The organism is Arcicella aquatica (assembly GCF_034928825.1).
GTDB lineage: Bacteria > Bacteroidota > Bacteroidia > Cytophagales > Spirosomataceae > Arcicella > Arcicella aquatica.
Window position 1 is genome coordinate 1 of record NZ_JAYFUL010000069.1, and the last position, 23,352, is coordinate 23,352.

The window sequence follows — 23,352 nt, forward strand, 5'->3', positions numbered from 1 at the left end:
TTTGTTTCCCATAATGGGTATGACCATTCTTCTTCGTTGTTACACTACCACAATGACTACAGTTCATTTTACCTTTTTTATGACAAAGATAAATAAAGCATTACATTTTTAGGACTACCCTATTTTTTAATGTATCTTCCTTTTGATGATAACAGTATCAATGCGATGATTGAGCAACTGATTCTCGATAATGGCTTTGTGCCTTTGCGTGTGGGTGGTTTAGACCAGTCTATCCGAATAGAAGTTTTTGGTGATTTACCCGAATTTGGAGCATTGGGCAAAGTTGTTACTTTGGCTGAGGCTATCGAAAAATTATAGGGTTTTCAAAGACTTGAAAATTATCAATAAATAGCCAAACAAAATCAAAATAAAGTTATATTTGATTTCAAGAACGATGAGCTACCGATTTTTTTTTTCGTGTTATCTCATCGTTCTTTTTTCAAAACAGAATCTCAGCTAATGAAAACATTGCAATTTTTCTTAATTATCAGTATTTTTATTCTTCCACAAGGACTTTATGCACAAAAAGTTAAACTAACATCAAACAACCTTGTGGCCAATCAAGTATATATGTCTCTGGAAAAATTTCAGGGTAAAGATGTTGTCAAGGTTATCAAAGATTCCACCATCATGGCAGCTGATGAAGCCACTTTTGTCCGAATCAAAGATGTTGATTTTAAAGATGGCATCATTGAAGTAAAGGTATTGAGTCGCTTAGAAAAGAAAGCCACTCCTACGGCTCGTGGATTCATCGGCGTAGCATTCAGAGCCAATGAAGACAACTCAAAATTTGAATGTATCTATATACGTCCTACCAATGGTAGAACCGACGACCAAGTACGTCGTAATCATTCCATCCAATACTTTTCCTTTCCCGACTTCAAGTTTTCACGACTCAGAAAAGAGAGTCCCGAAATGTATGAATCCTATGCAGATATGGGCTTGAATGAATGGATAACGCTCAAGATGATAGTGAAAGGCAAGCAAGCAAAACTCTTTTTAAACGAAAACAAACAACCCTCATTGATAGTAAACGACTTAAAACTTGGCGAAAATATCAGTGGTGCCTTAGGACTATTTGTAGATGTTGGCACTGAAGGATATTTCACTGATTTGAAGGTTATTAAACAGTAATTATCAAAGATTTTACTTTTCGAGATGTTCAAAAGGACAAAAATATAACCTCAATGAAACCCAAGATTCTATACTCATTCCTTATCATATCCATTCTTTCTGCATGCAGACCTGATTCGGTCATAACAGAGGAAATACCTGTTTCGATTATCACAGAAGAAATATCTTTACCCGTCAAAGACGACATTGAACTACCTCCTGTAGCTTTCGCACCTGATATCGAACTGCTCCGACAGCAGGATGATACCTCAGCAATTAGAATGGTGGCACTTGGTGGCTCGTTTCCGTCTGGTAGCCGAAATGGAGGATTGTACAGGGAAGGGCAAATTACATCTATCCCTGAGCTAATCGCCCATCAGATGCAGCTTCAGGCATTTATCTCTCCCTTATTTGAAAAAGAACAAGGAAATGGAAGCGGTTATCTAATCTATGACCGAAAAGCTAGTCTGCCATCTTGGAAAAAAGTAACCAACCAAACCGCCATTGTTTCTCAGATGCCACTCAGATTAACGCCCTTCAAGGGAACCTATGTAGATAATATATCTTGGCCAGAAGGTCCTGGAACCAATTCGAATCCATCAAACAGCTATTTTTATTATCCTAAAGGCAAAGAACCGTATTTCAGTTATCTATTTCGGTTTTATTCTGATAAAGGAACAAACGAAACTCCATTCCACTATTTCGCCTACACAATCCCCCAAAAAACACACCTTTTACTTCACTTTGAAGACCTAGATTCATGGATAGGTTGGGCATGTTATACTCAAAATTTTAACATTCAGAATAGGTTACATGAAGGATACTTTTACCCCAAAAGCCAATTTATTCGAGACTACAAAAAAGTTGGGCTAAAAATGGTGTTATACAATATGCCTGATTTTCTTGATTTCCCATACTTTCATTTATATCAGGCAAGTCAATTAATGCCAAAAAACAATACAACTGGGCAAGCATTGAGCGACAGTACGTTATTAATTCCTACCGATGGCATAAAAAAGGCATTTGTAAGTAATAAAAAAAGCATTTTATTGGATGAAGATGTAATTTCTGCCGATGAAGCCAAGCAATTCCGTATCATCATCAAAGATGTATTAAACACCAATACAACCGAATATTTCGCCAAACTGTATAACCTACCCATGGTGGATATGTACAGTCTTTATAAAACGATTTTAGCAGGCAAATACTATACTGAGGACGGTTTGTTTATTGACCCCTCATTTCCCAATGGCAATTTTTTTTCGGAAGATGGAATACACCCCTCCGCCATTGGTAGTGCTGTAATCGCCAACGAAACGATTAAAAAAATCAATGAGAGATATCATACTAAAATACCACTTATTAACGTATCTCAACTGGCTAAACGGCTATGATTTCATCACTATTTCAGGTAGGGACGAATTGCATTCGTCCACAGCGTCCGAAAGCATAATTATATCAATTTCATCCAAACGATATACCTTCCTCCTCTCTAAATCTCCCTATTCCTTCCCCAATTCTGGTAAAATGCCCAAACTATTGTACTTTTACAATGTATTCAGGTATTTTGAATGCTTCACACATTTTTAAACAATTTTGTTATGTGGATAGAAGAAGATAATAAATTGAAAAGAAGCTTTCTTTTCGATGACTTTTCAGCAGCTTTTGCCTTTATGACTAGGGTGGCGTTATTGGCTGAAAAACAAAATCATCACCCTTTTTGGACGAATGTTTATAATAAAGTAAGTATTGAATTGAATACGCACGATAAAGGAGATGTCGTGACTGAAAAAGACCATAAATTAGCGAAGGCGATTGACTCACTGGTCTGAAATAAAAGTCAAGGACTAATCTTTTCTATTAGCAGGTGACTTAAGTCACCTGCTAATAGAAAAGATTTTTTTCACCGGTGGTCTGTAGCACCCAAAAACGGATGTGAATGGTTAACAAAATAAGAAATAAATAACACTTCCATCACTAGCGAGGGACTTAAGTCCCTCGCTAGTGATGGAAGTGTTAAAGACTGATTGAATTAAAAATAACATTATGAAATTGTACCTTGTTCCAACGCCCATTGGCAATCTGGATGATATTACATACAGAGCAGTAAAAGTTTTACAATCTGTTGATGCTATATTGGCTGAGGACACCCGAAATTCTGGCATATTGCTAAAGCATTTGAATATCTCAAAGCCACTGTATGCACACCATGCCCATAATGAGCATCATGGCACCAATGGCATTATCAAACTATTAAAGGAAGGCAAAGTACTAGCCTTGATATCAGATGCGGGAACGCCTGCTATCTCTGACCCTGGCTTTTTGTTGGTCAGAGAATGTCTAAAACAAGGCATCGAAGTTGAATGTTTACCGGGAGCTACGGCTTTTGTACCTGCTTTGGTAAATTCGGGCTTACCTGCCGACCGTTTTACGTTTGAAGGGTTTCTGCCCCATAAAAAAGGAAGACAAACCAGACTTAAAAATTTAGCAGAAGAAGAACGAACAATCATCTTTTATGAGTCGCCCCATCGTTTGTTAAAAACCCTTGAACAATTAGCCGAATACCTCACTCCTGAGCGTCAGGCTTGTGTTTCGCGTGAGTTGACAAAGGTGTTTGAGGAAAACATCAGGGGAACTTTGGCTGAAATTTTATTGCATTATCAAACCAACCCAAATACTATTAAAGGTGAAATTGTGATTGTAGTTGCTGGTAAAGCATAAAAAAATTACTATTTTAGGGGGAAAATTCATCCCAAATCCAAACTAATCAATGAAATACCTCTCTTATTTTAAACATTTAATACTTGTTTTTGCCATGCTCATTTCTGCAAATGTGTTGGTAAAAGCTCAAACATTATCTGAAAACAGTAAAGTAAGTTTGATTACCGTAGAGCCCGGAAATGAGCTAAATGATGCTTTTGGGCATACGCTTTTGTGGATTTACGACCCCGTTAATCAAATAGATAAGGCTTATAATTTTGGCATCTATGATTTTGAAACGGAGAACTTCTACTGGAAATTTGTAAAAGGACAGCTCCCTTACAAGATGTCGTATGCACCAATGCCTGCCTACCAACAGTATTATCTGGAACAGCACCGTAATATGACGGAACAGGTACTGGATTTGTCGCTTGCACAAAAGCAAATTGTGTACAATAATCTCGAAGAAACCTATAATAACCCTACTACGAGGGTATATATGTACAAATTCTTTTATGATAACTGTGCAACCCGTGTCCGCGATGCCATGATGGTGGCTTGTACTGATAGTGTGCATTTGCAAAATATCCCCGAAATGAACGACAGTACCTATCGCCAATGGATGAACAAATGTTTAATCAGAAAGCATCATTACTGGTCTGCCTTAGGGATGAACATTGCATTGGGGGCTCCTGCCGACGAAAGAATATTACAGTTTAAGTCTTGTTACTTACCTGAAAACTTGCAAAAAAGTATGCGTGCTGCCAAAAGAATGACACACCACGTTTTGCGTTTTTTGGTTCGTTCCGAGAACCCCATGTATAGTACTACGCCCATCAACGAAGAGCCACTTTTCATCCTAACGCCTCGATTCTGGCTATTGTTGGTATTGATATTTACTGGCTATAAAACGTATCAGCATTGGAAACGCCGACAAAAAGGTTATAATTTCGATAAAGTGCTTTTTTCGATAGCAGGGCTCATTGGTTGGTTATTACTTTTCTTGTGGTTTGGTACCGACCACGGCGTAACTAATTATAACAAAAACCTTTTGTGGGCTTTTCCATTCCATATTCCTATTATTTTGATGACTAACGAGCGTAACGGTAGCTACTGGTATGGATATTATTACATGTTTATTGGCTTGCTATTAGCGATGGGCTTATTTTTTGCCGTACAATATTCGTGGGATATTACATTACTGGTACTAATCCTTATCATAAGAGCATTCTATCATGCTGGCTTTGAAAGAGAACATAGAATGACCCAAACTAAATTCCGTAAAATCATTAAAGGACGCCGTTTGGAAGTGATTCATAAAGAGCATACTTTGGAGTAAATTCTTGCTTCTGCATCCTCAAAACCCATTCTATTAGCGTGTACCTTACATCACACGTTAATAGAATGGGTTAGTATTTAATGACATTTTGGTCATAAGTTATCTTTTCTCTAAAGTAAAGCTGTTAAATTCAATTCTTTATTCCTAGCGAGGGACTTAAGTCCCTCGCTAGGAATATTCTACTATAGACTCACTTTCACCCAACATTGGTATGCAACATTTATTCTTTGATTATATTTATCTTATCTTGATAATTTTAGCATTGGTGATGGTTGCGAACAAACTTCGTTTGGCCTATCCCATCGTGCTAGTATTGGGTGGACTGGTACTTAGTTTTATTCCTAAATTTTCTAATGTAACGATTGAGCCCGACCTCGTCTTTTTTATCTTCTTGCCTCCCTTACTCTATGATGCTGCTTGGCAAATATCATGGAAAGAGTTTTGGAAATGGAGACGCGTCATCACAAGTTTTGCTTTTCCGATAGTCATCATTACCTCTTGTATCATTGCTGTTGTATCAAATGCCATCATTCCTGAATTTAGCTTAGCCTTTGGTTTCTTACTAGGGGGAATTATTTCTCCGCCAGATGCTATTTCTGCCTCAACGATTCTAAGGCAAGTAAAAGCTCCCAAAATGCTCATAAGCATTTGTGAAGGCGAAAGTTTGATGAATGATGCTTCCTCGTTGATTGTATTTCGTTTTGCTTTAGCCACTATTATCACAGGGCAATTTCACATTAAGGAGGCTACCCAAAGCTTTTTTATGGTAGTGGTAATGGGTTTGTTAATTGGCGTGTTGATAGGGCTTATCTTTTATGGTATCTATAAATGGTTACCCACTACCTCCAATATCGAAATAGTAATGACTTTCGTTACACCCTATTGTATGTATTACTTTGCCGAAAGTTTCCATTATTCAGGGGTGCTTGCTGTGGTAAGCGGTGGACTTTTTTTATCAAGCAAACGCCAAAAAACGCTTACTTACATGAGTAGGATTCAGGGCGAGAACGTATGGACAAACTTGGTATTTGTACTAAATGGTTTTGTTTTTTTATTGATTGGTCTTCAGTTACCTACCGTAGTTAACCAACTTGGCGAAGTAGGTTTAGAAAAAGCCATTGGTTATGGTCTTATTATTTCAGTGGTGATAATTATTACTCGAATAATATGTACAATGGGGGCTTCACTTACTACTCGTTTTATGAGTAGGTTTATTACCGTAGCAGACTCGAATCCGGGGTGGAGAATACCTTTTATTTTTGGTTGGGCTGGCATGCGAGGCGTAGTATCTTTGGCTTCTGCCCTTTCGATACCTTTGCTTATTAACGAAGAGCAACCTTTTCCGCACCGTAACTTAATTCTATTCATCACCTTTATTGTTATTTTAGTAACCTTGGTGTTTCAAGGACTTACGCTCCCGTGGATAATAAAAAAAGTATATATCAGCGATCACAACATCAATGAAGATGATCAAGAAGTAATTATTCAAAAGAAAATTGCTAAAAACTCTCTATTATTTTTAGAAGAAAAGTACGGTGAGGGCTGTTTACAAAACGTGCATTTGAATAATTTGTATGAAAAATTTAAGATTGAACTAAGCTTTTTGACCCAAAGAATAGAACATAGTGAAAGTGATGAAGTTTTTGCAGGAACAAATAGTCAGACGATTTACCTTGAGATGCTCGAAGACCAACGTACACTACTAAATACCTTAAACCTAAAAGATGAATTTGATGAAGAATTAATCCGAAAGTACCAGTCTTTGATTGATATTGAGGAGTTTAAGGTTAGGGCAAAAATGGTGTAGTAGAGAGGGATTTTAGTACGCCTAGTCGAAGAGCAAAAATCATAAAACTAAAAGACTTTCATATAAACAATGATTACAGTTCTAAAAGGAGATATTACTCAAATAGAAGTTGATGCAATTGTAAATGCTGCAAATACATCATTGCTTGGAGGTAGTGGTGTTGATGGTGCAATACATAAGGCAGGAGGCAAAGCTATACTTGAAGATTGTCAGAAAATCAGAAATAAACAAGGAGGTTGCAAAGTCGGAGAAGCTGTCATAACAACTGCTGGAAAACTGCCTGCTAAATTTGTTATTCATGCTGTCGGACCTGTTTGGAATAACGGTAAGAGTAATGAAGAGGAATTATTGTCATCTGCATATTCTAATAGTCTTAAACTTGCATTAGACAATGGAGTAAGCTCCATTTCATTTCCCAATATCAGCACTGGTATTTATAAATTCCCCAAAGAAAAAGCTGCTCAAATAGCAATTCAAGCTGTTACTGATTTTTTGACTACAACAAACAAAATAGAGAAAATTGTGTTCGTTTGTTTTGATGAAGAAAACTATAAAATCTATTCTGAATTCTTAATGTAATAAAACCACAATTTGAGAGCTTAAAAATAATTTTGCTTCTGGATTTTGTCCTTTGAAGCATCTCGGGATGTCTAGTCGGAGAGCAGAGTAAAGTTTATTTCTAACGATGGACTTAAGTCCTTTACTGGTCTTAGGTTCTCCTAAGACCCAAAACACGGAAGAGCGTCTCGCTCGAAATTGTTTAAGGTGATTTTTAGGTATTCGAGCGTGACGCTCTTTTATCTTTGAGGTCGTAGGAGAGCCTACGACCAGAATGAGGGTTTCAAAAGAGCTTCAAGGTTGTTAAGTTCTAGGTTCTTATCCCTAGTCATAAGGAGTGACCATTTATTTATAGGTATTCGAGCGTGACGCTCTTTTATCTTTAGGGTCGTAGGAGAGCCTACGACCAGATGTGGGGCAACGTATTTTAGGCAATGACAATTTTTAACTCAAAACTCATCACTCACAACTCTCAACTCAAAAACCTTCTACTTCACCGCCAAAACCCCTGTCTTATAAATCTTCTCCAAGATACCATCTCTAAAACTTCTACCTACTGGTAGGCTTTTGCCACAAACGATTAAATCGCCTGCTTCGATGGATGTCACCTTTGAAATAGACACAATAAATGATTTATGGATGCGGGCAAATTGCTCGACAGGTAAAATATCCCCTATCCCATTCATCGTTTGATAGGTTACAAATGTTCCTGCCAGCGTATGAATCCTGATATAATCTTTCAGCGACTCTATGAATAGAATATCGGCAAAATTAATCTTTACAATGCGTTTGTCAACCTTAATAAACATTGCCTCGGGGCGTTCGCTGACACTAGTCTGAATATTACCCGTCGTGACTGGCTGACTACCTTCGTTTTCCTGAGGAACTACTTTGTTGACAGCCTTTACAAAGCGCTGAAAAGGAATAGGTTTCAGTAAATAATCAACCACGCTAAGCTCAAAACTTTCAACGGCATAGTCACGATAGGCCGTAGTGATAATTACTTTAGGGGGATTTTGAAGGCTTTTTAATAGCTCCATTCCATCTAAAGTAGGCATTTCAATATCCAGAAAAAGTAAATCTATATCACCTTTTTTGAGGTAATTGAAAGCCTGAATACCGTTTTCACAACGCCCCACTAATTCAAGGCTATCGATGCGTTCGATAAATGTTTCTAAGACATCCAAAGCCAGTGGCTCGTCATCTACTATTAGCGTTTTTAGTTTCATGTTTTGTAAAGCTAAGTGGTCATCTCAAATAAAAATATCCTCAAATATTATTCTGCAAAAACCTCTTATGCAATGTGCTAAACTTCTTTTGATAATATAATCCTAAAAATCATTTTCTATTAGCGGGTGACTTAAGTCACCCGCTAATAGAAAGGAGTTGAATGCTGGTTGTGTTCTGTGTGCCACAGCCCACGGTTTTAATATTTTAATAAAAGAAGAATGGAACTGAGCTATACCGATACGTTTTATTTCAAAGGAATGAACAAAGAAATAACATATTGATTTTCAGTAGGCTGTATATTCAGTTCATAATTATTCCCATAAAGCAGGGCCAATCGTCGCTGAACATTCTTAAGTCCTAATCCTTTGTGTTTTTTTCGATTAGTGTTATTATCAAATCGCGGATTGACTACTACAAAAAGCAATTTCCCCTTGATGATTTTTAGCGTTATTTTTAAATCTAAAATCCCTGTTTCGTGTGACGTACCGTGTTTAAAGGCGTTCTCGATAAACGGTAACAACAACAATGGTGGCAGTTTTCGCTGTTCGGTACTCCCTTCTATTTCAAAATCAAGGTTCAGGCGTTTACCGAAGCGTAGACTTTCTAAATCCAGATAATTCTGGATATGCTCTATCTCTTTTTTTAGCGTTGTTTCATGGCTGTCAGACTCATACAACATATAGCTCATCAATCCAGACAATTTTACTACTACCTCAGGGGCTAAATCAGATTTCTTGATAGTTAACGAATACAAATTGTTTAAGGTATTAAAAAAGAAATGCGGTTGTATCTGCGACTTTAAAAACTCTAATTCATTCTTGACACTTTGCCCTTCCAACTCCTTTATTTTTTCCTGATTGTCAATCCAGTCTTTGGTCAGTTTAATACCACTCGTAACCCCCAGTACCGAAAAAGTATCAAACATTCTTTTGGCAGTAGGCTTAGGGTCGAATAAAGCCTTGGGGCGATAGCCCACTGGACAGTAATTAATCAGTATCAAATGATTGATGAGCGTCTGGATAATAGCCACCGAAACGAGGGTTGCTAGCACCAAAAACACAAAATATTGGATATATTTACCTGTTAATAAAAATCGGGGAATCAGGTAATAGATATTACCATAGACCAAGATAAAATAAAACGGAAATTTCATGGAATACTCAAAAATAGCCTGAGTATAGTTGTTTAATAAAAACCCAAAATACAAAATGTTGTACATGCTAAGCACAATCCAAAACAGAGAGTGATAGACCCAACGATGGCTAAGGACTCCTCCTGCCGGAAGATCCGTAAAAAAGGCGGTTCTATGGGGTAATGAAGCTGTTGTCTGCACGGTTTTTAGATATTGATTGAGAAGATAGTTTATCAAATTTATACAAAAAATTAGTAAAAAGATATTATTTTCGATAAACTGTATCACAATATTGCTATACTGAATCTTATCTTTTTCACGTTATTGGTCGAATATTTAGCGTTTTTTGGCGAATTTATCTAAATTTATACCGTATTTTCAACTTAATTGCAGGATGTAATTTTTGAATTACAATTCATCAACCCATTATAAATAGTAAAAAAGTTTCAAAAACTCCGTATAGAAACACTATAAAAACGTTTTTCTTGCGGAGTTTTATTGCAATATTCTTCTCAAAAAGATATTTTTTATAAGTAAGATAATAATTAATTTGGTTAAGGGGTATAGGGACGTGGCTTTGCTGTGTCCCTAATTTTTGTGTACCTTACACCTTTACTAGAAAATTACAAACCTCTTTATTTTCAACCATATTTATGCGCTATTTTTACGCTTTGTTACTATTTTTGGGTGGTTGTTGCTTCATCCAAGCCCAAGAGATTTTCCTACCTGATTCTATCAAAAAACAAACTCAGGCCACCTTTATCAATTACCCTATCAAAGTTGATGGTAAACTAGACGAATCTGTCTGGAAAAATGCTCAATCTATCACAGACTTTGTTCAGGTAGAACCTTTTCAGAAACAACCAGCTTCGCAAAAGTCTGTTTTCAAGCTTGTGTATAATGCCGATTATTTATATGTCGCAGCTATCATGCACGAACCTCTGGGCAAACAGGCATTACGTGTGACCAACCTTCAGCGTGACTTTACTTTTGGTCGAAGTGACCAAGTCGGTATTTCTATAGATGGGTTTAATGACGAACGCAATGCGATGATTTTTATGACCAATCCGTATGGGTCGCAAAAAGACTTGCTGGCATTCGACGACCAAGTGTTTGATGACGATTGGGACGGGCTTTGGCGTGTGCGTACTTCCAGAAACGACACAGCATGGATTGCTGAGTTTGCAATACCTTGGCAAACCCTACGCTATCAGCGCACTACCGAGACAAATACATGGGGCGTTAACTTTTTCAGAATGCGACGCATGAGCAACGAGCAAACCATTTGGTCGGCTCTGCCACGCGCTTTTACGCCTGCTAGGATGCAGTATGCTGGAAAACTATCGGGCATATTACCTCCGCCCCCCAAACCTAACATCAGGTTTCAGCCCTATTTATTGATTTCGGAAGATAGATACAACGGCTCGGAGTTTTATGACCAAAGTAATGGTTCTAAAGTAAAATTGGGTGGTGAAATAAAGTGGGCGATTACACCCAACACCGTACTGGATTTGACCTATAATACGGATTTTGCCCAAGCCGATGCCGACCGACAGGTAAATAATTTATCGAGGCTTTCAGTTTTCTTTCCAGAACGCCGACAGTTTTTCTTAGAAAATGCCTCTCTTTTTGCTGCGGGACTTAGCCCTATTGAAGAGTTTTATGGCGGTCAGCAACGAATCCAGCCATTTTTCAGTAGAAGAATAGGCTTGGATAATGATGGAAATCCTGTGCCGATTGAGGTCGGTGCTAGGCTGGTAAACCGTTCTACCAAAAGCAATACGGGTTTTATGTATGTTCGCCAGAAGGGGAATGATGTATATTCTGCTACGGATTTTGTCGTAGGGAGATACTCACAAAATATAGGCAAGCAAAATAGAATTGGCGGTATTGCTACCTTAAAAAACGATAGCGACCATGCCAATATAACGGCTTCGGCAGATGGCTTCTTCCGTATCAACGAAAGTACCAACGTAAATACGATGGCGATGTTATCGAAGTCGAGTAACGAAAATCAAACGGGTTTGGCAGGGCATTATCAATTGGTACACAAGGGAATATCGTGGATATATTGGCTTACACAAAATATCAACAACAAGGCTTTTAACCCTGAGATGGGTTTTGTGGCTCGTCCTGATGTGGTTGAAAATTCGGCAGGTTTTTACTGGCTGAATCGGGGGAAATGGTTACCTAGTTTTATCAGGGCATTTGAACCAGGCGGATATTACCTGAACTATTATTCTGCCACGACGGGCAAGCTTGTTGAAGAGCAATGGAGTACGAATCCTGTGTGGTTTACCTTCCAAAACGGCGGAGGGCTTGGTCTTTTCACGAACCACTTTTATCAGTTGATTGACTATAGCGACGGGAGCGACACGCTGTCGTTTTTTAAAGTAGCTATCCCAAGCGGGAAATTCAAGTACAATCGCTACATGATATTTGGAGAAACGGATGGGTCTAAAAAAGTATCAATCTCGGGAAATGTAGAAATTGGTAAATATTACGATGGCTCATTAACTACTTTTTCCTCAACATTTAGATTTGCCCCGATTCCGCATATTTCCATGGAAGCACGCTTTACTAACAATAGTTATAGTAATTTGGGGACAGAAAAGGCTTCAGGCAATACTCAATTATATACCCTTTCGGGACGATTTGCATTGAACCCGAGGGTACAATTAATTGGGTTTTATCAGCATAATTCTACCAACGATTTTGATGTATGGAATATCCGTTTTTCATGGGAATACCAACCGTTGTCGTTCCTATACTTGGTACTCAATCAGCGTGGTTTCAACGACTACCGCACCCAATTATCAAACGATGGACTAACAAGAATCACGACAAACGAACTGGCACGTCAGCATGAGCTGCATTTGATAGCGAAGCTTTCTTATTTGAAGCAGTTTTGAGGGTAAGTAGTTTTTATATTGTTAATCGTTTTGTCATCAATAATGTTACTATGCGAGCGTGATGCTCTTTTTCTCTTTAGGGGTCGTAGGAGAACCTACGACAAGTATTAGCTCTTGCACCAGTTGGGTAGATAAATATTACCAATATATTTCTCCTTTTTGGCGTTTCTTTTCTGCACAAGCAGAAAAAAGATATCCTAATTTAAAAATATCAGATATATTATATTTTGTGACTTTAATTGTAACAATTACTACTTCATCGTAATCAAATTCTAAAACTGTAAAATCAGTTTTATGTATATTATTATACTCAAAAATAGCTTCAAGTATAACTTCATCATCTCCACTTATCACATCAAAAATCAATTCATTATTTTGTTCCATTGACTAATATTAATTTTATGTTTGAAAATAATTGATTAAACTGTTGAATTCTACTCATACAAGAATCACAATATTTATTCTCTAAAATTATTTTTATTTCTACTCTAACAGCAGGATAAATATTGCCTTTTATTCTTCAAACTGATTATAGAATCTGCTACGACCAGATAGATAAAGGAACTATAATATAAGTAAGCACATATACTTAAATGAATGACAGTAAGTCTTACCCACTTCCAAGTGGGTAATCTGGATAATATAGAACAAACAATATTAACTATAGAAACATTTTCTACCAATTTATCTCTCCTTTTTGTCGTTTCTTTTCTATTCTTGCAGAAAAACAATATCCCAAATGAAAAATATTTAATATTTCATATTTTGTAACTTTAATTTTAGCCATTACTACTTCATCGTAATTAAATTCTAAAACTGTGAAATCAGTTTTATATATATCATTATATTTAGAAATAACGTCAAGTATAACTTCATCATCTCCACTTATCACATCAAAAATCAATTCATTATTTTGTTCCATCGACTAATATTAATTTTATGTTTGAAAACATTTGATTAAACTGTTAAATTATTTCCCTCGCTTGGCGTAGTGTTTTTTACTGCGTCAGAGCGTACTGCAATGTTACATTGCAAAAATGCAACTAATTTTATAACTTACAAGTTGACTACTCAGTCACTAGCCGTTGCAGACTAAGCGTAGCCTTCTAAGAAGGCCTAACACACTGACGTAGTGAAAAACACTACGCCAAGCGAGGGTTAAAACTTAATTTCACCTTAATCTTAAAACGCATCTAATATATATTTTAGGAGCGTGTTATTATTATATTTAATCTAAAAGGTGTAACTTTCTCTGCTTAATTTTTAAAACCTTTATTACCTATGAAATATGCTTTATTATTGTTACTCAACGTTATCACGTTAAGTGCTTATACCCAAATAAGCCACATCACCTTGAATCCTTCAAAGCCTGAATCAGGTCAAAAAATTACAATCACTTACACGGGGAAGTTAGCAAAAGCAGGTACAAAAATGTATCATATTTTTTGTTTTGATGATGATTATAGAATACCTCAGAAAGGAATCAAAACTCAATTAATTAATAATGAATTAACCGGTACTTTTATCCTTCCAGATTCGGTCTCTTTTTTTACTATTAAAATTGTAAACAAAAAAGAAATAGATAATAATGGAGGAAAGGGTTATGGTTTCAATGTTTATGAAGGAGATAAACCTAAAAAAGGAACCTTTTTCGAACAAGGTTATACAAACTCTTGGAATGAATTTATTTTTAGAGGTGATGTTGAGCGTGAAAAAGCGTTAGAACTAATAGAAAAAGAATACACATTACATCCTGATATGAGGGAATCAACGCTGCCTTATTATATTGAACATCTATCGAGAATACCAATTCGTAAAACGGAAGCAATGGGTTTGGCAAAAGAAAACTTTAAAGAAATATTGAAAACAGGGGGTAATGAAATTTTTTCCAGTCGCTATGCAAATATTATTGCAAATGGAAATTATAAAGTCGCCGACTCATTAAAAAAATTAGTCGTTCAGAAATATCCAAATGGATTTACTGCACTTAATAAGAATTTTGAAATATTAAGTTATTATTCACAAGTAAAGCCTGATACAGCCATTACTCTATATGAGAATATCGTGAAGAGTTTTCCACACCTAAGCAAGAGACAGTATAGAGCTTTAACAGTTGAGTTACTTGTAGCTTATGCCAAAAAATATGATTTTGAAAACCTTGATTTAGTATTTAATTCATTGGTAGAAAAAGATAAATCTGAACAGGTTTTCATTATGGTTGGAGGTAAATTGAATGAAGTAGCTTCTGGAATTTCAGAAGAGAACAAAGACCTCAGACAAGCAAAAATAATAATTGAGAAATCAATTTTATCACATCAAAGTTATGATACATTATCCACTTTTTATGGAGATGCACTTAATACGTATGCTGAAATTCTTTTTAAATTAGGGGATAAGAAAAGTGCTATTATAAATCAAAAAAAAGCCATATATCTCAAAAATTATATTTTCACAGACCTAAATAAACGCCTAATTCAATATTTGATAGCAGATGGTCAATTTCAAGAAGCAAGAACCCTTTCAGAAGAATATATTAAAGATAATGTTTCAAACCCTATTATTGATTCTCTTTACAAAGTAGCATACGTAGCTTCAACTGGTAGTGAAATTGGATTTGAAAAGGCAAATATTAGTGTAAAAGAAAAGTCTGAGAATGCAAATATGCTGGTTTTAAAACAAAAAATGATAAATATTGACGCACCAGATTTTAAACTTAGAGATTTGAATGGAAACTTAGTAAGGTTATCTGATTTCAAAGGAAGTATTCTAGTATTGGATTTTTGGGCTACATGGTGTGCACCTTGCATAGCGTCATTCCCTGCTATGAAAAAAGCAATGATTGAACTCAAAGACAAGCCTGTGAAGTTTCTTTTTATTGATACTATGGAGAACGAAGAAATAAAGAATAAGGATGAAAAAATAAATAGAATACTTAGTACAAAAAAAGTAGAGGATTTCCATGTACTGATAGACGAAATGAAGGATTTAAACTATAAAGTAACTACGGCTTATAATGTACAAGGTATTCCAGCGAAATTCGTAATTGATACTAACGGGAAAATTCGATATAAAAGTGAGGGGTTCGGTTCTGAGGAGAAATTAATTAAGGAATTAAAGTCTGTTGTTGAAATAATTAGTGAATAATCATTTCGTCATTTTCAAGTTTCCTATGTTATGTTACATGTAAGATAATCCAACCAACAACCCTCGCTTGGCGTAGTGTTTTTCACTACGTCAGAGAAAGCACATTGCCCCAAGCGAGAGAATAGTTTATCCCAAACACTATCAAATTTTTTCAATAAAAGATGAAATACCTTTTTCTTTCAAGTAGTTAAGCATTAAAGAGGTGAATTCCTCCTTTTGTTTTTTTGTAAGTTTGCCATATTCATTACTCTCACCGCCACCAGATAGAATTACTGCCAGATATTCAGATCCTTCGTGCATGATAATGTAAACATCATTATAGTCATCCAATGTGTTAAACCACGACGCCCAACGCTCGTAAACCTTAGTATCCACATCTTTTTTTAAAATATCTTTTACACATTTACATAAAAAGTCAAGATATAGTTGATGGTGGAAGACAGTCTTTACATTGAATTCATCTATATAATAAAATTCTTTTTCCATTTTAATTACCTTTTAAATTTATTTAGGTTTTATCCCTTTACTCAACCTAGCGATGCTATGCTTCGTAAATTTTGAAAAAATCAATTCAAAAATACAATACTTTCACCTCAGAAACGGAAAGTTTAGACAGCTTCTATTTCAAAGATTTGAAAATCACTGAGAAATCACTTGGAGTAGTACAATCCTTAGCGGAAACGAAAAAGGATGATATTTAACTGTTTATTTACTTAAATTTTTATTCGATATTTCCATACCTGATGAATGGACTTTGATTATTGAACCGTCTGGCTCGGTGATTTTCTTGACAAAAATGATATTATAAGAACGATAGGCTTGGGGTTTTACTAGTGATTTTTGTATTGATAAAGCTATCCTTCGGAATTGTTCGCCAACAGTATCTATATTACCCGTTGGTATTTTGTTACTATTTATTAAACTGACCGTCAAACAAGAGTCCTTAGCATCTTCTTCTGCCCAATTTTCATATTCTATCCCTTCACAACTATACGCTACATTCAAACTGTCTGAAGTTTTACTATTGTCTAAAAATTGAGGCGGTTTGTTCTTTGCCCATTCATTGCTTTTTGAAGTATGGTTACTGCAATTGTAAAAAAAAATAGATATTACTAAAAAGAAGTAACATCTAAAGCCGTGAAACAGCATGGGGAATAAACTAATTTTCTGAGTATATAAATGTTTTGTTTTCATGTTTGTTTTTGATTAGTATAAACCTATAATTTAACTTAGCTGTTCCACGTCTTTAGACATAGAACAACCTTATTACAACCTCCCCAGCCTCCTACTACCATGAGATAATAGACGCAAACAAAACTAGTGCTAGCCAATAAAGGGTGATTTTTTTTGATGCTACAGAGGGAATACATAAGCATACAAAAAGGATGATATCATTTACTGCCTTTTTAGATAAGGGCAGCAAAGCATATACGGAATCTTCATGAGCGGTGTACTGATAATATAAAAACCACGATAGAAACAGCAAGAGGGCGAATCTAATGATAAAACCTGTGTAGTGTGTTTGATTAAGAATTGCAAAAGAATCGTGACGGGTTTTTAAGTCTTTTTCCATAATAAGTTTTGAGAATTATTAAATGATTACACTGTGTGTTGAATTTGGTAAAAACACTACACCAAGCAAGGGTAAAAATACAATAGAGAAATGGATTATCCCACATTTATCTGGGCGGGGCTGTGTATTTAATATGGTGGTAGATTTTGCATAATTTTAGTCCTTAAAATACATAAACCCGATAAATAATTAAAGCGTAATACCGTATAATAAGTTTTCCATTTTTTTTATGACCATTTTATTGACTTTTTATCAGCGATTTGCTAGGTTTAATTAAACATTTAGGACAGCACATATCTTATTGACAATCTGACACTTGTATAACACATTAACTATTGAATATAAAAATTAAAACAAACCAAAAGAATATTGGCAGACAATAAACCTTGTCAAACCAAATCTTTTTATTGAAGCATCCAAGATTACAAAGACCTTAGACCAACTCATATTATGAGTTGAAGCAACGCATCCTGATTTTGCAATACGTATAAATGGATACGTTATGCTTGTATGCCTAATGAATTTGATGGTAAAGCCATTTAAAGTTGGAATTGTGCTCTTAAGTGGCTCAACATAAAAAATAATGATAAGGAATAAGTAAGACAACTAGACATAGCCACATCACCCAAGTAAGCATTGAAGTAATGGGGTTCGATGACTGTTTAGATATAGGGGTTTTGTAGATAGAGTAGTATTTAAGCAAGTTAAGATATATGAAATGTTAAATTATTTTAATAAACCCTATCAGTTAAAATTTAATGTACTGGCGTGTACATCTTGCGTGTGTTCATGATATACAAAAAATCAACTAATTCCATTTAATATCAAATAAATTATGAAAAGAATCTTAATGGTGTTAATTCTCACATTATTTTTAACACCAACAATAACTGCTAATATTGTTAAGGTTGAACAATATTTACAAAACAATACAAACGATAAAACGCTTAATAAATTCCCTTACAAACAATATGTAAAGAACTTTAATTTTAAGATGTTTAAAGATGATTTAATGCTCTTAAAAACAAAGAACATTACTGATTTCATTTTTATTGAAAATACGCTAACTCTATATTTTAAAAGTGTAGAAAAAAAGAGTTCAATAGATTTTTTGACTGAAAATTATAAAATAAGTGAGGCTTTTTATAACATATATAAATCTGATTCAATTAGATATTTTTCTTTTGGTATAGTACAAAATGTAATTCTTAGTGATATTTCTTCTAAGTTACAAAATGAAATAAATAAAAAAACTATTAATCCTAATAACGAGGATGTCGACAAATTGATAAACAATTTAAGTATTCAACATTATTCAATTCATGTCAAAAAAAATATTTTTGAAAAAACTTGGTATCATTTTAGACATGGAAACTTTAATTATATATTAAGAAAAGCTTTTTCCGCCTATCTTAAAGAAACTTTATTGATAATTCTTTTAGTTTTAATTTTAATTACTATTCTAAATTTTACTTTTTATTTTATAAAAAAAAGAATAAACATGAATGCCCTAAAAATATTTAAAAAGGTATTCGTTTTGGTCTTTATCTACTTTTTTCTAAGCAGTAACATTTCAATTGATAACACTTTCACTGATACATCAAATAATAAAGTTCTAAATATTTTAGATGAAACTTTTATTGATAGCTTTCATCACGGAGAAGTTAATATTTACAAGTTAAAACAAAACTATGAAGATTATGGTCAAGTTGTATGGTTGAATCGTTCACTAACGAAACGAATAAAAGTAAAATATTTTGCAAGTGGAGATGCCTATACAAAATATTTGGATTGGAAGAAATCAGCAACTACTAATAAAATAATTTTAGTTTGCAGTGGTGCATATTCTACAGCTTTCAAAAAAAGCGACAACTCTACCCCTGTGGGCTTAACTGTTGATAATGGCGTTATTGTAAATAGAAGTTTGCAGCTTCAAATGGATGGATTAGCGATTATATATGCAACTGGTGGAATCGCTGTCTCTAATATTGAAGAAAAAAATCTCAATGTAGGTTCACCGCTCAACAAAACAATTGATTTAAATAATATCTTTCATAGAATAGAATTTCTTGATTGGTGTGTAAATGAAGATGCAACTATTTTTCAAACCCATCTATTAGGCTGGAAAAATTATTTAAATTTCAATAAAACAGATGCCGATAAAGCAAATAATCGTATTGTTTCAAGAAGATTATTTGCTTTAGTAAAAGATAAAATATCTGGTAATGTACAATATGTTATTTTCAATATTACAAAAGATGTGAAACTGTGGGATGCTTCAAATGAAGCATTGAGTTATATAAAAAATCAGAGGAATATGGAAGTAATTGCTCTTTTAAACTTAGATACAGGTGCTTTAGATTGTTTATCTACATTTGATGAGAATGGATATGAATTAGGGTATATAAAAGGTAACGAAAATAAAAATTTTTCAGAGACTACAAACTTAATTGTTTTTTATCGTGAATAAAAATAACTCAAAGCTATGACTAAGATAATTTTCATTTGTATTCTGGGCTTTAGTATTTCGTTTTTTTCAAAAAAACAAAGCACTAACTTATTTTCTCTAAATCAAGATAAATCTATAGAATTTAAAAAAGATACTATTGGATACTATAGAAATCAATACAAATTATTTAGAAGTTCACAAAAAGATCTTCAAAGTAGTTTTTCATCATTAAAAAAAAACAAAAATATTGACACTGATGACTCAAAAATATTTTATGAGATACATAATCAACTAGAGGATTTTGATTCTGCTTTAAAAAAATTTGAAGATTCAATTAATCAGCTCGTTGAAAATTACAATATTAACGACCCATTGGAAGAAACAAAATCACATTTAAACTATATTAATAGTTTAAATAAAAAGATTGCAAATAACATCAACAGGCTTAATGAAAGTATATCCCAAAAACATCTTAATTCACAAACCGTTAATGAATCTACCCAAAATTCAAAAAATAAAATTAATGATTATAATAATGAAAACCCAGAAAAAAGAGTTAAAAATGGTTTTGGACAATCTACATACAATAAGGTTGATTATAACTTTTTTGTTGTAGATTTTGCTGAAAAGGAAAAAATACTTTCCTTTTTTTTAACCAATAAACAAGGGAACATTTATGGAAATATCAATAATTTGAAGAACGATTTAAAAAGAGAAGGAAAAAGGCTTCTATTTGCAACAAATGCAGGGATGTATATGCGAGATGGATATCCTCAAGGTCTCTTTGTAACAAATGGGAACGAAATAACAGAAGTAGATTTAAAACGGGAACTAAGAGGTGAATTTTTAAACTTTTATATTCAGCCAAATGGTATATTTTACATTAGTGACAAAAATTCACCTATTGTTTGTACTACGGATGAATATATTAAGTTAAAATGCAAGGTTAACTTTGCAACACAATCTGGACCTATGCTTATTTCTCATGGTGTGATTAATGAAAATTTTAACAAAGAATCAAGAAATGTTAATGTAAGAAATGGAGTTGGTTTATTAGAAGATGGGAGAATAATTTTTATAATATCTAATGAACCAATAACTTTTTATGATTTTTCGCTCATATTCAAAGAAAAATTCAAATGTAAGAATGCCTTATATTTAGATGGAGCGATTTCAAAAATGTATGTTCAAGACAAAACAAGTGATGATGAGCTTTACGGTAATTTAGGACCACTAATTGGATTAGTTATAAAAGAAAAAAAATGATATTAAAAACTATACAACTTTTATTTATTCTTTTGATTTTTGAGGTAAATTGTAAATCACAAAATTCAGTAAATGATTTATTAATATATAAAAAATCAAGTAATAAGACTGTTAAAGGCCTAAGTATTGAGATTAACCAAATAAAAATAAACAATACAGCTTCAACTTGGAATGGATTGCAATTTGTTTGGCTTAAGATACCAATTAATAATCTTTCTTTTACAATAGAAGATTTAGGAAAAAGTATCGAACCAAGAAATGAACTATCAAATTATGAACAATTAGATGATATTGTGATTACAAATGGCGGATTTTACGATGATAGTAAAAAATATGATGGTTTGGTAAAAATAAATAATGTAATAAGAAGTAATTTTAAAGATTGGGAACAGGGAGGCTTCTTATTACAGAGTAATAAAGAAATAATGATTTTACCCATTTCTTTTCATAATAATCTTAACTTATTTAGTTATAATTATATACTACAAAGTAAACCAATAGTAGTAGATAATGGTAAGAATGTTGTATTTAGTAATTCTTATTCTCGTTCAAATAGAATAGGAATTGGATTTGACAATTTTGGTAATTTATTGATAGTTATAGCATATAATGACGATGGATATGCTATGTCTTTATATGAATTAGGAGAATTGTTAAAAACAAAGGATATCAATACTGATACTTTTTTAGCTCTTGATGGTGGACCGAATGTAAGCTTATATATACCCAAATTGAATAATTTTTTTGTAGGAACAAGAAACAGAACTTACATAGCAAATATTTTACACATAAAGAAATAAATAACATGGCGAAAGTTTTTCAGAACTTTATAAAAACCATACCAACTCAGATTTGGGCGTTTTTAAGGAATGAATACAAAACATTTTTTGTCGGAATCTTAACAACCGTTACTTTTCTTTTGTCTCCAGTAAAACAAATATTGTTTCACTGGATTTGGAACGAAGAAGGGAGTGTTGAATTAATAGTTCCTGAAAGTAATATTCTTTACGGCAAACCATTTACAGTTGATGTTATTATTTTCCCAAAATCATCTCTTCCTGTTAGTCAAGGCGTTTTAACATTAATTTATAAACAATCAGCTTTTGATACTAAAGGAAATACTGTCTTCGATACACCTGAGATAGAACAAGTGATACATCCAGCTGATTTAAAAAATACTACATTTATACCTATTCGTTCTGGTTCTTATAAGTTAATTGCCCAGTTAAAAACAAAACATGGTGTCTATTCAGATACTGCAACACTAAATGTTGCTTATTCTTTAACCCAGCCAACCACTAAGAATTGGTCCGGAAAATGGGATTTAGTATTAGGTGATGCAATTGGTTCTATGAATTTAGTTGATATTAAAGAAGGGGGAGGGCAGGCTAATTTAGTTGGTACATTCATTGTTGGAAATGAGCATGGCGTTGTTTCTGGTTTTCATGATGGAACAATGTTTTTTGCTGATTTCATATCACAGAATCGCTTAAAAAAATGGCATTCAGAAACTCCACATCATAGTGATGGACATTCTATCAAAATAGATGGTAATGCTGTACTAAGTCGAACGGATAAAAACTCGTGGAAAGTTGTTTTAAGAGATAGATTCTTTGCTTATACTTCTTTAAATTAATATTTTTTCTTTTAGTTATCCCTGCTTGGCGTAGTGTTTTTCACTACGTCTGAGAAAACACATTGCCCCAAGCGAGAGAATAGTTTACACCAAACACTATCAAATTTTTTCAATAAAAAATGAAATACCTTTTTCTTTCAAGTAGTTACGCATTAAAGAGGTGAATTCCTCCTTTTGTTTTTTTGTAAGTTTACCATATTCACCACTCTCTCCACCACCAGATAGAATTACTGCCAGATATTCAGATCCTTCGTGCATTATGATGTAAACATCATCATAGTCTTTCAATGTGCTGAACCACAATGCAAAACGCTTGTAAACGGGTCAAGTCAAATAGTTGGGGGCATCGAATAATTTCTTTTCTTTGCATTCTCAACCAATACTAATTTCCCTTGAATCCATCCGAACAAAGTCTCATTAGTTTTTTCTTACCAGAAGGCATTCTGGAATATTTCGAATTGACCAAAGTTGAAAAGGAGCACAAAGAGCTTCA

Annotated in this window: 21 protein-coding genes; 14 read left to right on the forward strand and 7 right to left on the reverse strand. The window is 34.0% G+C overall.

What is annotated here, in order from left to right; all coding sequences use genetic code 11:
* The first annotated feature begins 129 nt into the window (after positions 1 to 129).
* The 8 genes from VB264_RS23580 (at position 130) to VB264_RS23615 (ending at position 7,538) form a co-directional block, all read left to right on the forward strand.
* Positions 130 to 318: a hypothetical protein gene (locus VB264_RS23580; protein ID WP_323253632.1), complete on the forward strand. Its 189-nt coding sequence runs from the start codon at positions 130 to 132 to the stop codon at positions 316 to 318.
* A gap of 141 nt (positions 319 to 459) precedes the next feature.
* Positions 460 to 1,134: a hypothetical protein gene (locus VB264_RS23585; RefSeq protein WP_323253634.1), complete on the forward strand. Its 675-nt coding sequence runs from the start codon at positions 460 to 462 to the stop codon at positions 1,132 to 1,134.
* Between the two features lie 53 nt (positions 1,135 to 1,187).
* Complete coding sequence (locus tag VB264_RS23590) at positions 1,188 to 2,507, forward strand: hypothetical protein (protein WP_323253636.1); 1,320 nt, start codon at positions 1,188 to 1,190, stop codon at positions 2,505 to 2,507.
* A gap of 207 nt (positions 2,508 to 2,714) precedes the next feature.
* Entirely contained in the window at positions 2,715 to 2,945 is a 231-nt protein-coding gene (locus VB264_RS23595) for a 4a-hydroxytetrahydrobiopterin dehydratase (RefSeq protein WP_323253638.1), read from the forward strand.
* Between the two features lie 214 nt (positions 2,946 to 3,159).
* On the forward strand, positions 3,160 to 3,834 hold the full coding sequence (gene rsmI, locus VB264_RS23600) for a 16S rRNA (cytidine(1402)-2'-O)-methyltransferase (protein WP_323253640.1): 675 nt from the start codon (positions 3,160 to 3,162) through the stop codon (positions 3,832 to 3,834).
* 49 nt (positions 3,835 to 3,883) lie between these two features.
* Positions 3,884 to 5,152, forward strand: a complete 1,269-nt coding sequence (locus VB264_RS23605; RefSeq protein WP_323253642.1) for a lipoprotein N-acyltransferase Lnb domain-containing protein — start codon at positions 3,884 to 3,886, stop codon at positions 5,150 to 5,152.
* A 211-nt stretch (positions 5,153 to 5,363) separates the two neighbouring features.
* The gene (locus tag VB264_RS23610; RefSeq protein WP_323253644.1) at positions 5,364 to 6,959 is read left to right on the forward strand and encodes a Na+/H+ antiporter; all 1,596 of its coding nucleotides are present in this window, start codon (positions 5,364 to 5,366) and stop codon (positions 6,957 to 6,959) included.
* Positions 6,960 to 7,028: 69 nt separating this feature from the next.
* Positions 7,029 to 7,538, forward strand: coding sequence for an O-acetyl-ADP-ribose deacetylase (locus VB264_RS23615; protein WP_323253646.1), 510 nt, complete (start codon positions 7,029 to 7,031; stop codon positions 7,536 to 7,538).
* Between the two features lie 467 nt (positions 7,539 to 8,005).
* Here the strand turns inward: VB264_RS23615 and VB264_RS23620 are convergent, their stop codons facing one another.
* Positions 8,006 to 8,746, reverse strand: coding sequence for a LytR/AlgR family response regulator transcription factor (locus VB264_RS23620; RefSeq protein WP_323253648.1), 741 nt, complete (start codon positions 8,744 to 8,746; stop codon positions 8,006 to 8,008).
* 245 nt (positions 8,747 to 8,991) lie between these two features.
* A complete protein-coding gene (locus VB264_RS23625) occupies positions 8,992 to 10,080 on the reverse strand; it encodes a sensor histidine kinase (RefSeq protein WP_323253650.1) in 1,089 nt (362 codons plus the stop codon).
* A 452-nt stretch (positions 10,081 to 10,532) separates the two neighbouring features.
* Here VB264_RS23625 and VB264_RS23630 point away from each other — a divergent pair, with 452 nt between their 5' ends.
* Positions 10,533 to 12,791: a carbohydrate binding family 9 domain-containing protein gene (locus VB264_RS23630; RefSeq protein ID WP_323253652.1), complete on the forward strand. Its 2,259-nt coding sequence runs from the start codon at positions 10,533 to 10,535 to the stop codon at positions 12,789 to 12,791.
* A gap of 138 nt (positions 12,792 to 12,929) precedes the next feature.
* On the opposite strand, the gene VB264_RS23635 is transcribed toward VB264_RS23630, so the two are convergent.
* On the reverse strand, positions 12,930 to 13,175 hold the full coding sequence (locus tag VB264_RS23635) for a hypothetical protein (RefSeq protein WP_323253654.1): 246 nt from the start codon (positions 13,173 to 13,175) through the stop codon (positions 12,930 to 12,932).
* Between the two features lie 292 nt (positions 13,176 to 13,467).
* Positions 13,468 to 13,713 (reverse strand): hypothetical protein, encoded by a 246-nt coding sequence (locus tag VB264_RS23640; protein ID WP_323253656.1) that lies wholly within the window; start codon positions 13,711 to 13,713, stop codon positions 13,468 to 13,470.
* 359 nt (positions 13,714 to 14,072) lie between these two features.
* Here VB264_RS23640 and VB264_RS23645 point away from each other — a divergent pair, with 359 nt between their 5' ends.
* A complete protein-coding gene (locus VB264_RS23645) occupies positions 14,073 to 15,935 on the forward strand; it encodes a TlpA disulfide reductase family protein (RefSeq protein WP_323253658.1) in 1,863 nt (620 codons plus the stop codon).
* Positions 15,936 to 16,076: 141 nt separating this feature from the next.
* On the opposite strand, the gene VB264_RS23650 is transcribed toward VB264_RS23645, so the two are convergent.
* Together VB264_RS23650 and VB264_RS23655 are read right to left on the reverse strand one after the other, a co-directional pair.
* Positions 16,077 to 16,421, reverse strand: coding sequence for a hypothetical protein (locus tag VB264_RS23650; RefSeq protein ID WP_323253660.1), 345 nt, complete (start codon positions 16,419 to 16,421; stop codon positions 16,077 to 16,079).
* A gap of 219 nt (positions 16,422 to 16,640) precedes the next feature.
* A complete protein-coding gene (locus VB264_RS23655) occupies positions 16,641 to 17,129 on the reverse strand; it encodes a hypothetical protein (RefSeq protein ID WP_323253662.1) in 489 nt (162 codons plus the stop codon).
* Positions 17,130 to 18,343: 1,214 nt separating this feature from the next.
* Here VB264_RS23655 and VB264_RS23660 point away from each other — a divergent pair.
* From VB264_RS23660 to VB264_RS23675, 4 genes are read left to right on the forward strand one after another with little or no spacing between them, the layout of a single operon-like run.
* On the forward strand, positions 18,344 to 19,978 hold the full coding sequence (locus tag VB264_RS23660; protein ID WP_323253664.1) for a hypothetical protein: 1,635 nt from the start codon (positions 18,344 to 18,346) through the stop codon (positions 19,976 to 19,978).
* 15 nt (positions 19,979 to 19,993) lie between these two features.
* On the forward strand, positions 19,994 to 21,223 hold the full coding sequence (locus VB264_RS23665) for a phosphodiester glycosidase family protein (protein ID WP_323253665.1): 1,230 nt from the start codon (positions 19,994 to 19,996) through the stop codon (positions 21,221 to 21,223).
* Positions 21,220 to 22,023, forward strand: a complete 804-nt coding sequence (locus VB264_RS23670) for a phosphodiester glycosidase family protein (RefSeq protein WP_323253667.1) — start codon at positions 21,220 to 21,222, stop codon at positions 22,021 to 22,023. Before VB264_RS23665 ends, VB264_RS23670 begins: the two co-directional genes overlap by 4 nt.
* Positions 22,024 to 22,028: 5 nt before the next feature.
* On the forward strand, positions 22,029 to 22,859 hold the full coding sequence (locus tag VB264_RS23675; protein WP_323253669.1) for a hypothetical protein: 831 nt from the start codon (positions 22,029 to 22,031) through the stop codon (positions 22,857 to 22,859).
* Between the two features lie 99 nt (positions 22,860 to 22,958).
* Here VB264_RS23675 and VB264_RS23680 read toward each other — a convergent pair whose 3' ends face one another.
* Entirely contained in the window at positions 22,959 to 23,162 is a 204-nt protein-coding gene (locus VB264_RS23680) for a hypothetical protein (RefSeq protein ID WP_323253671.1), read from the reverse strand.
* Positions 23,163 to 23,352 lie beyond the last annotated feature (190 nt).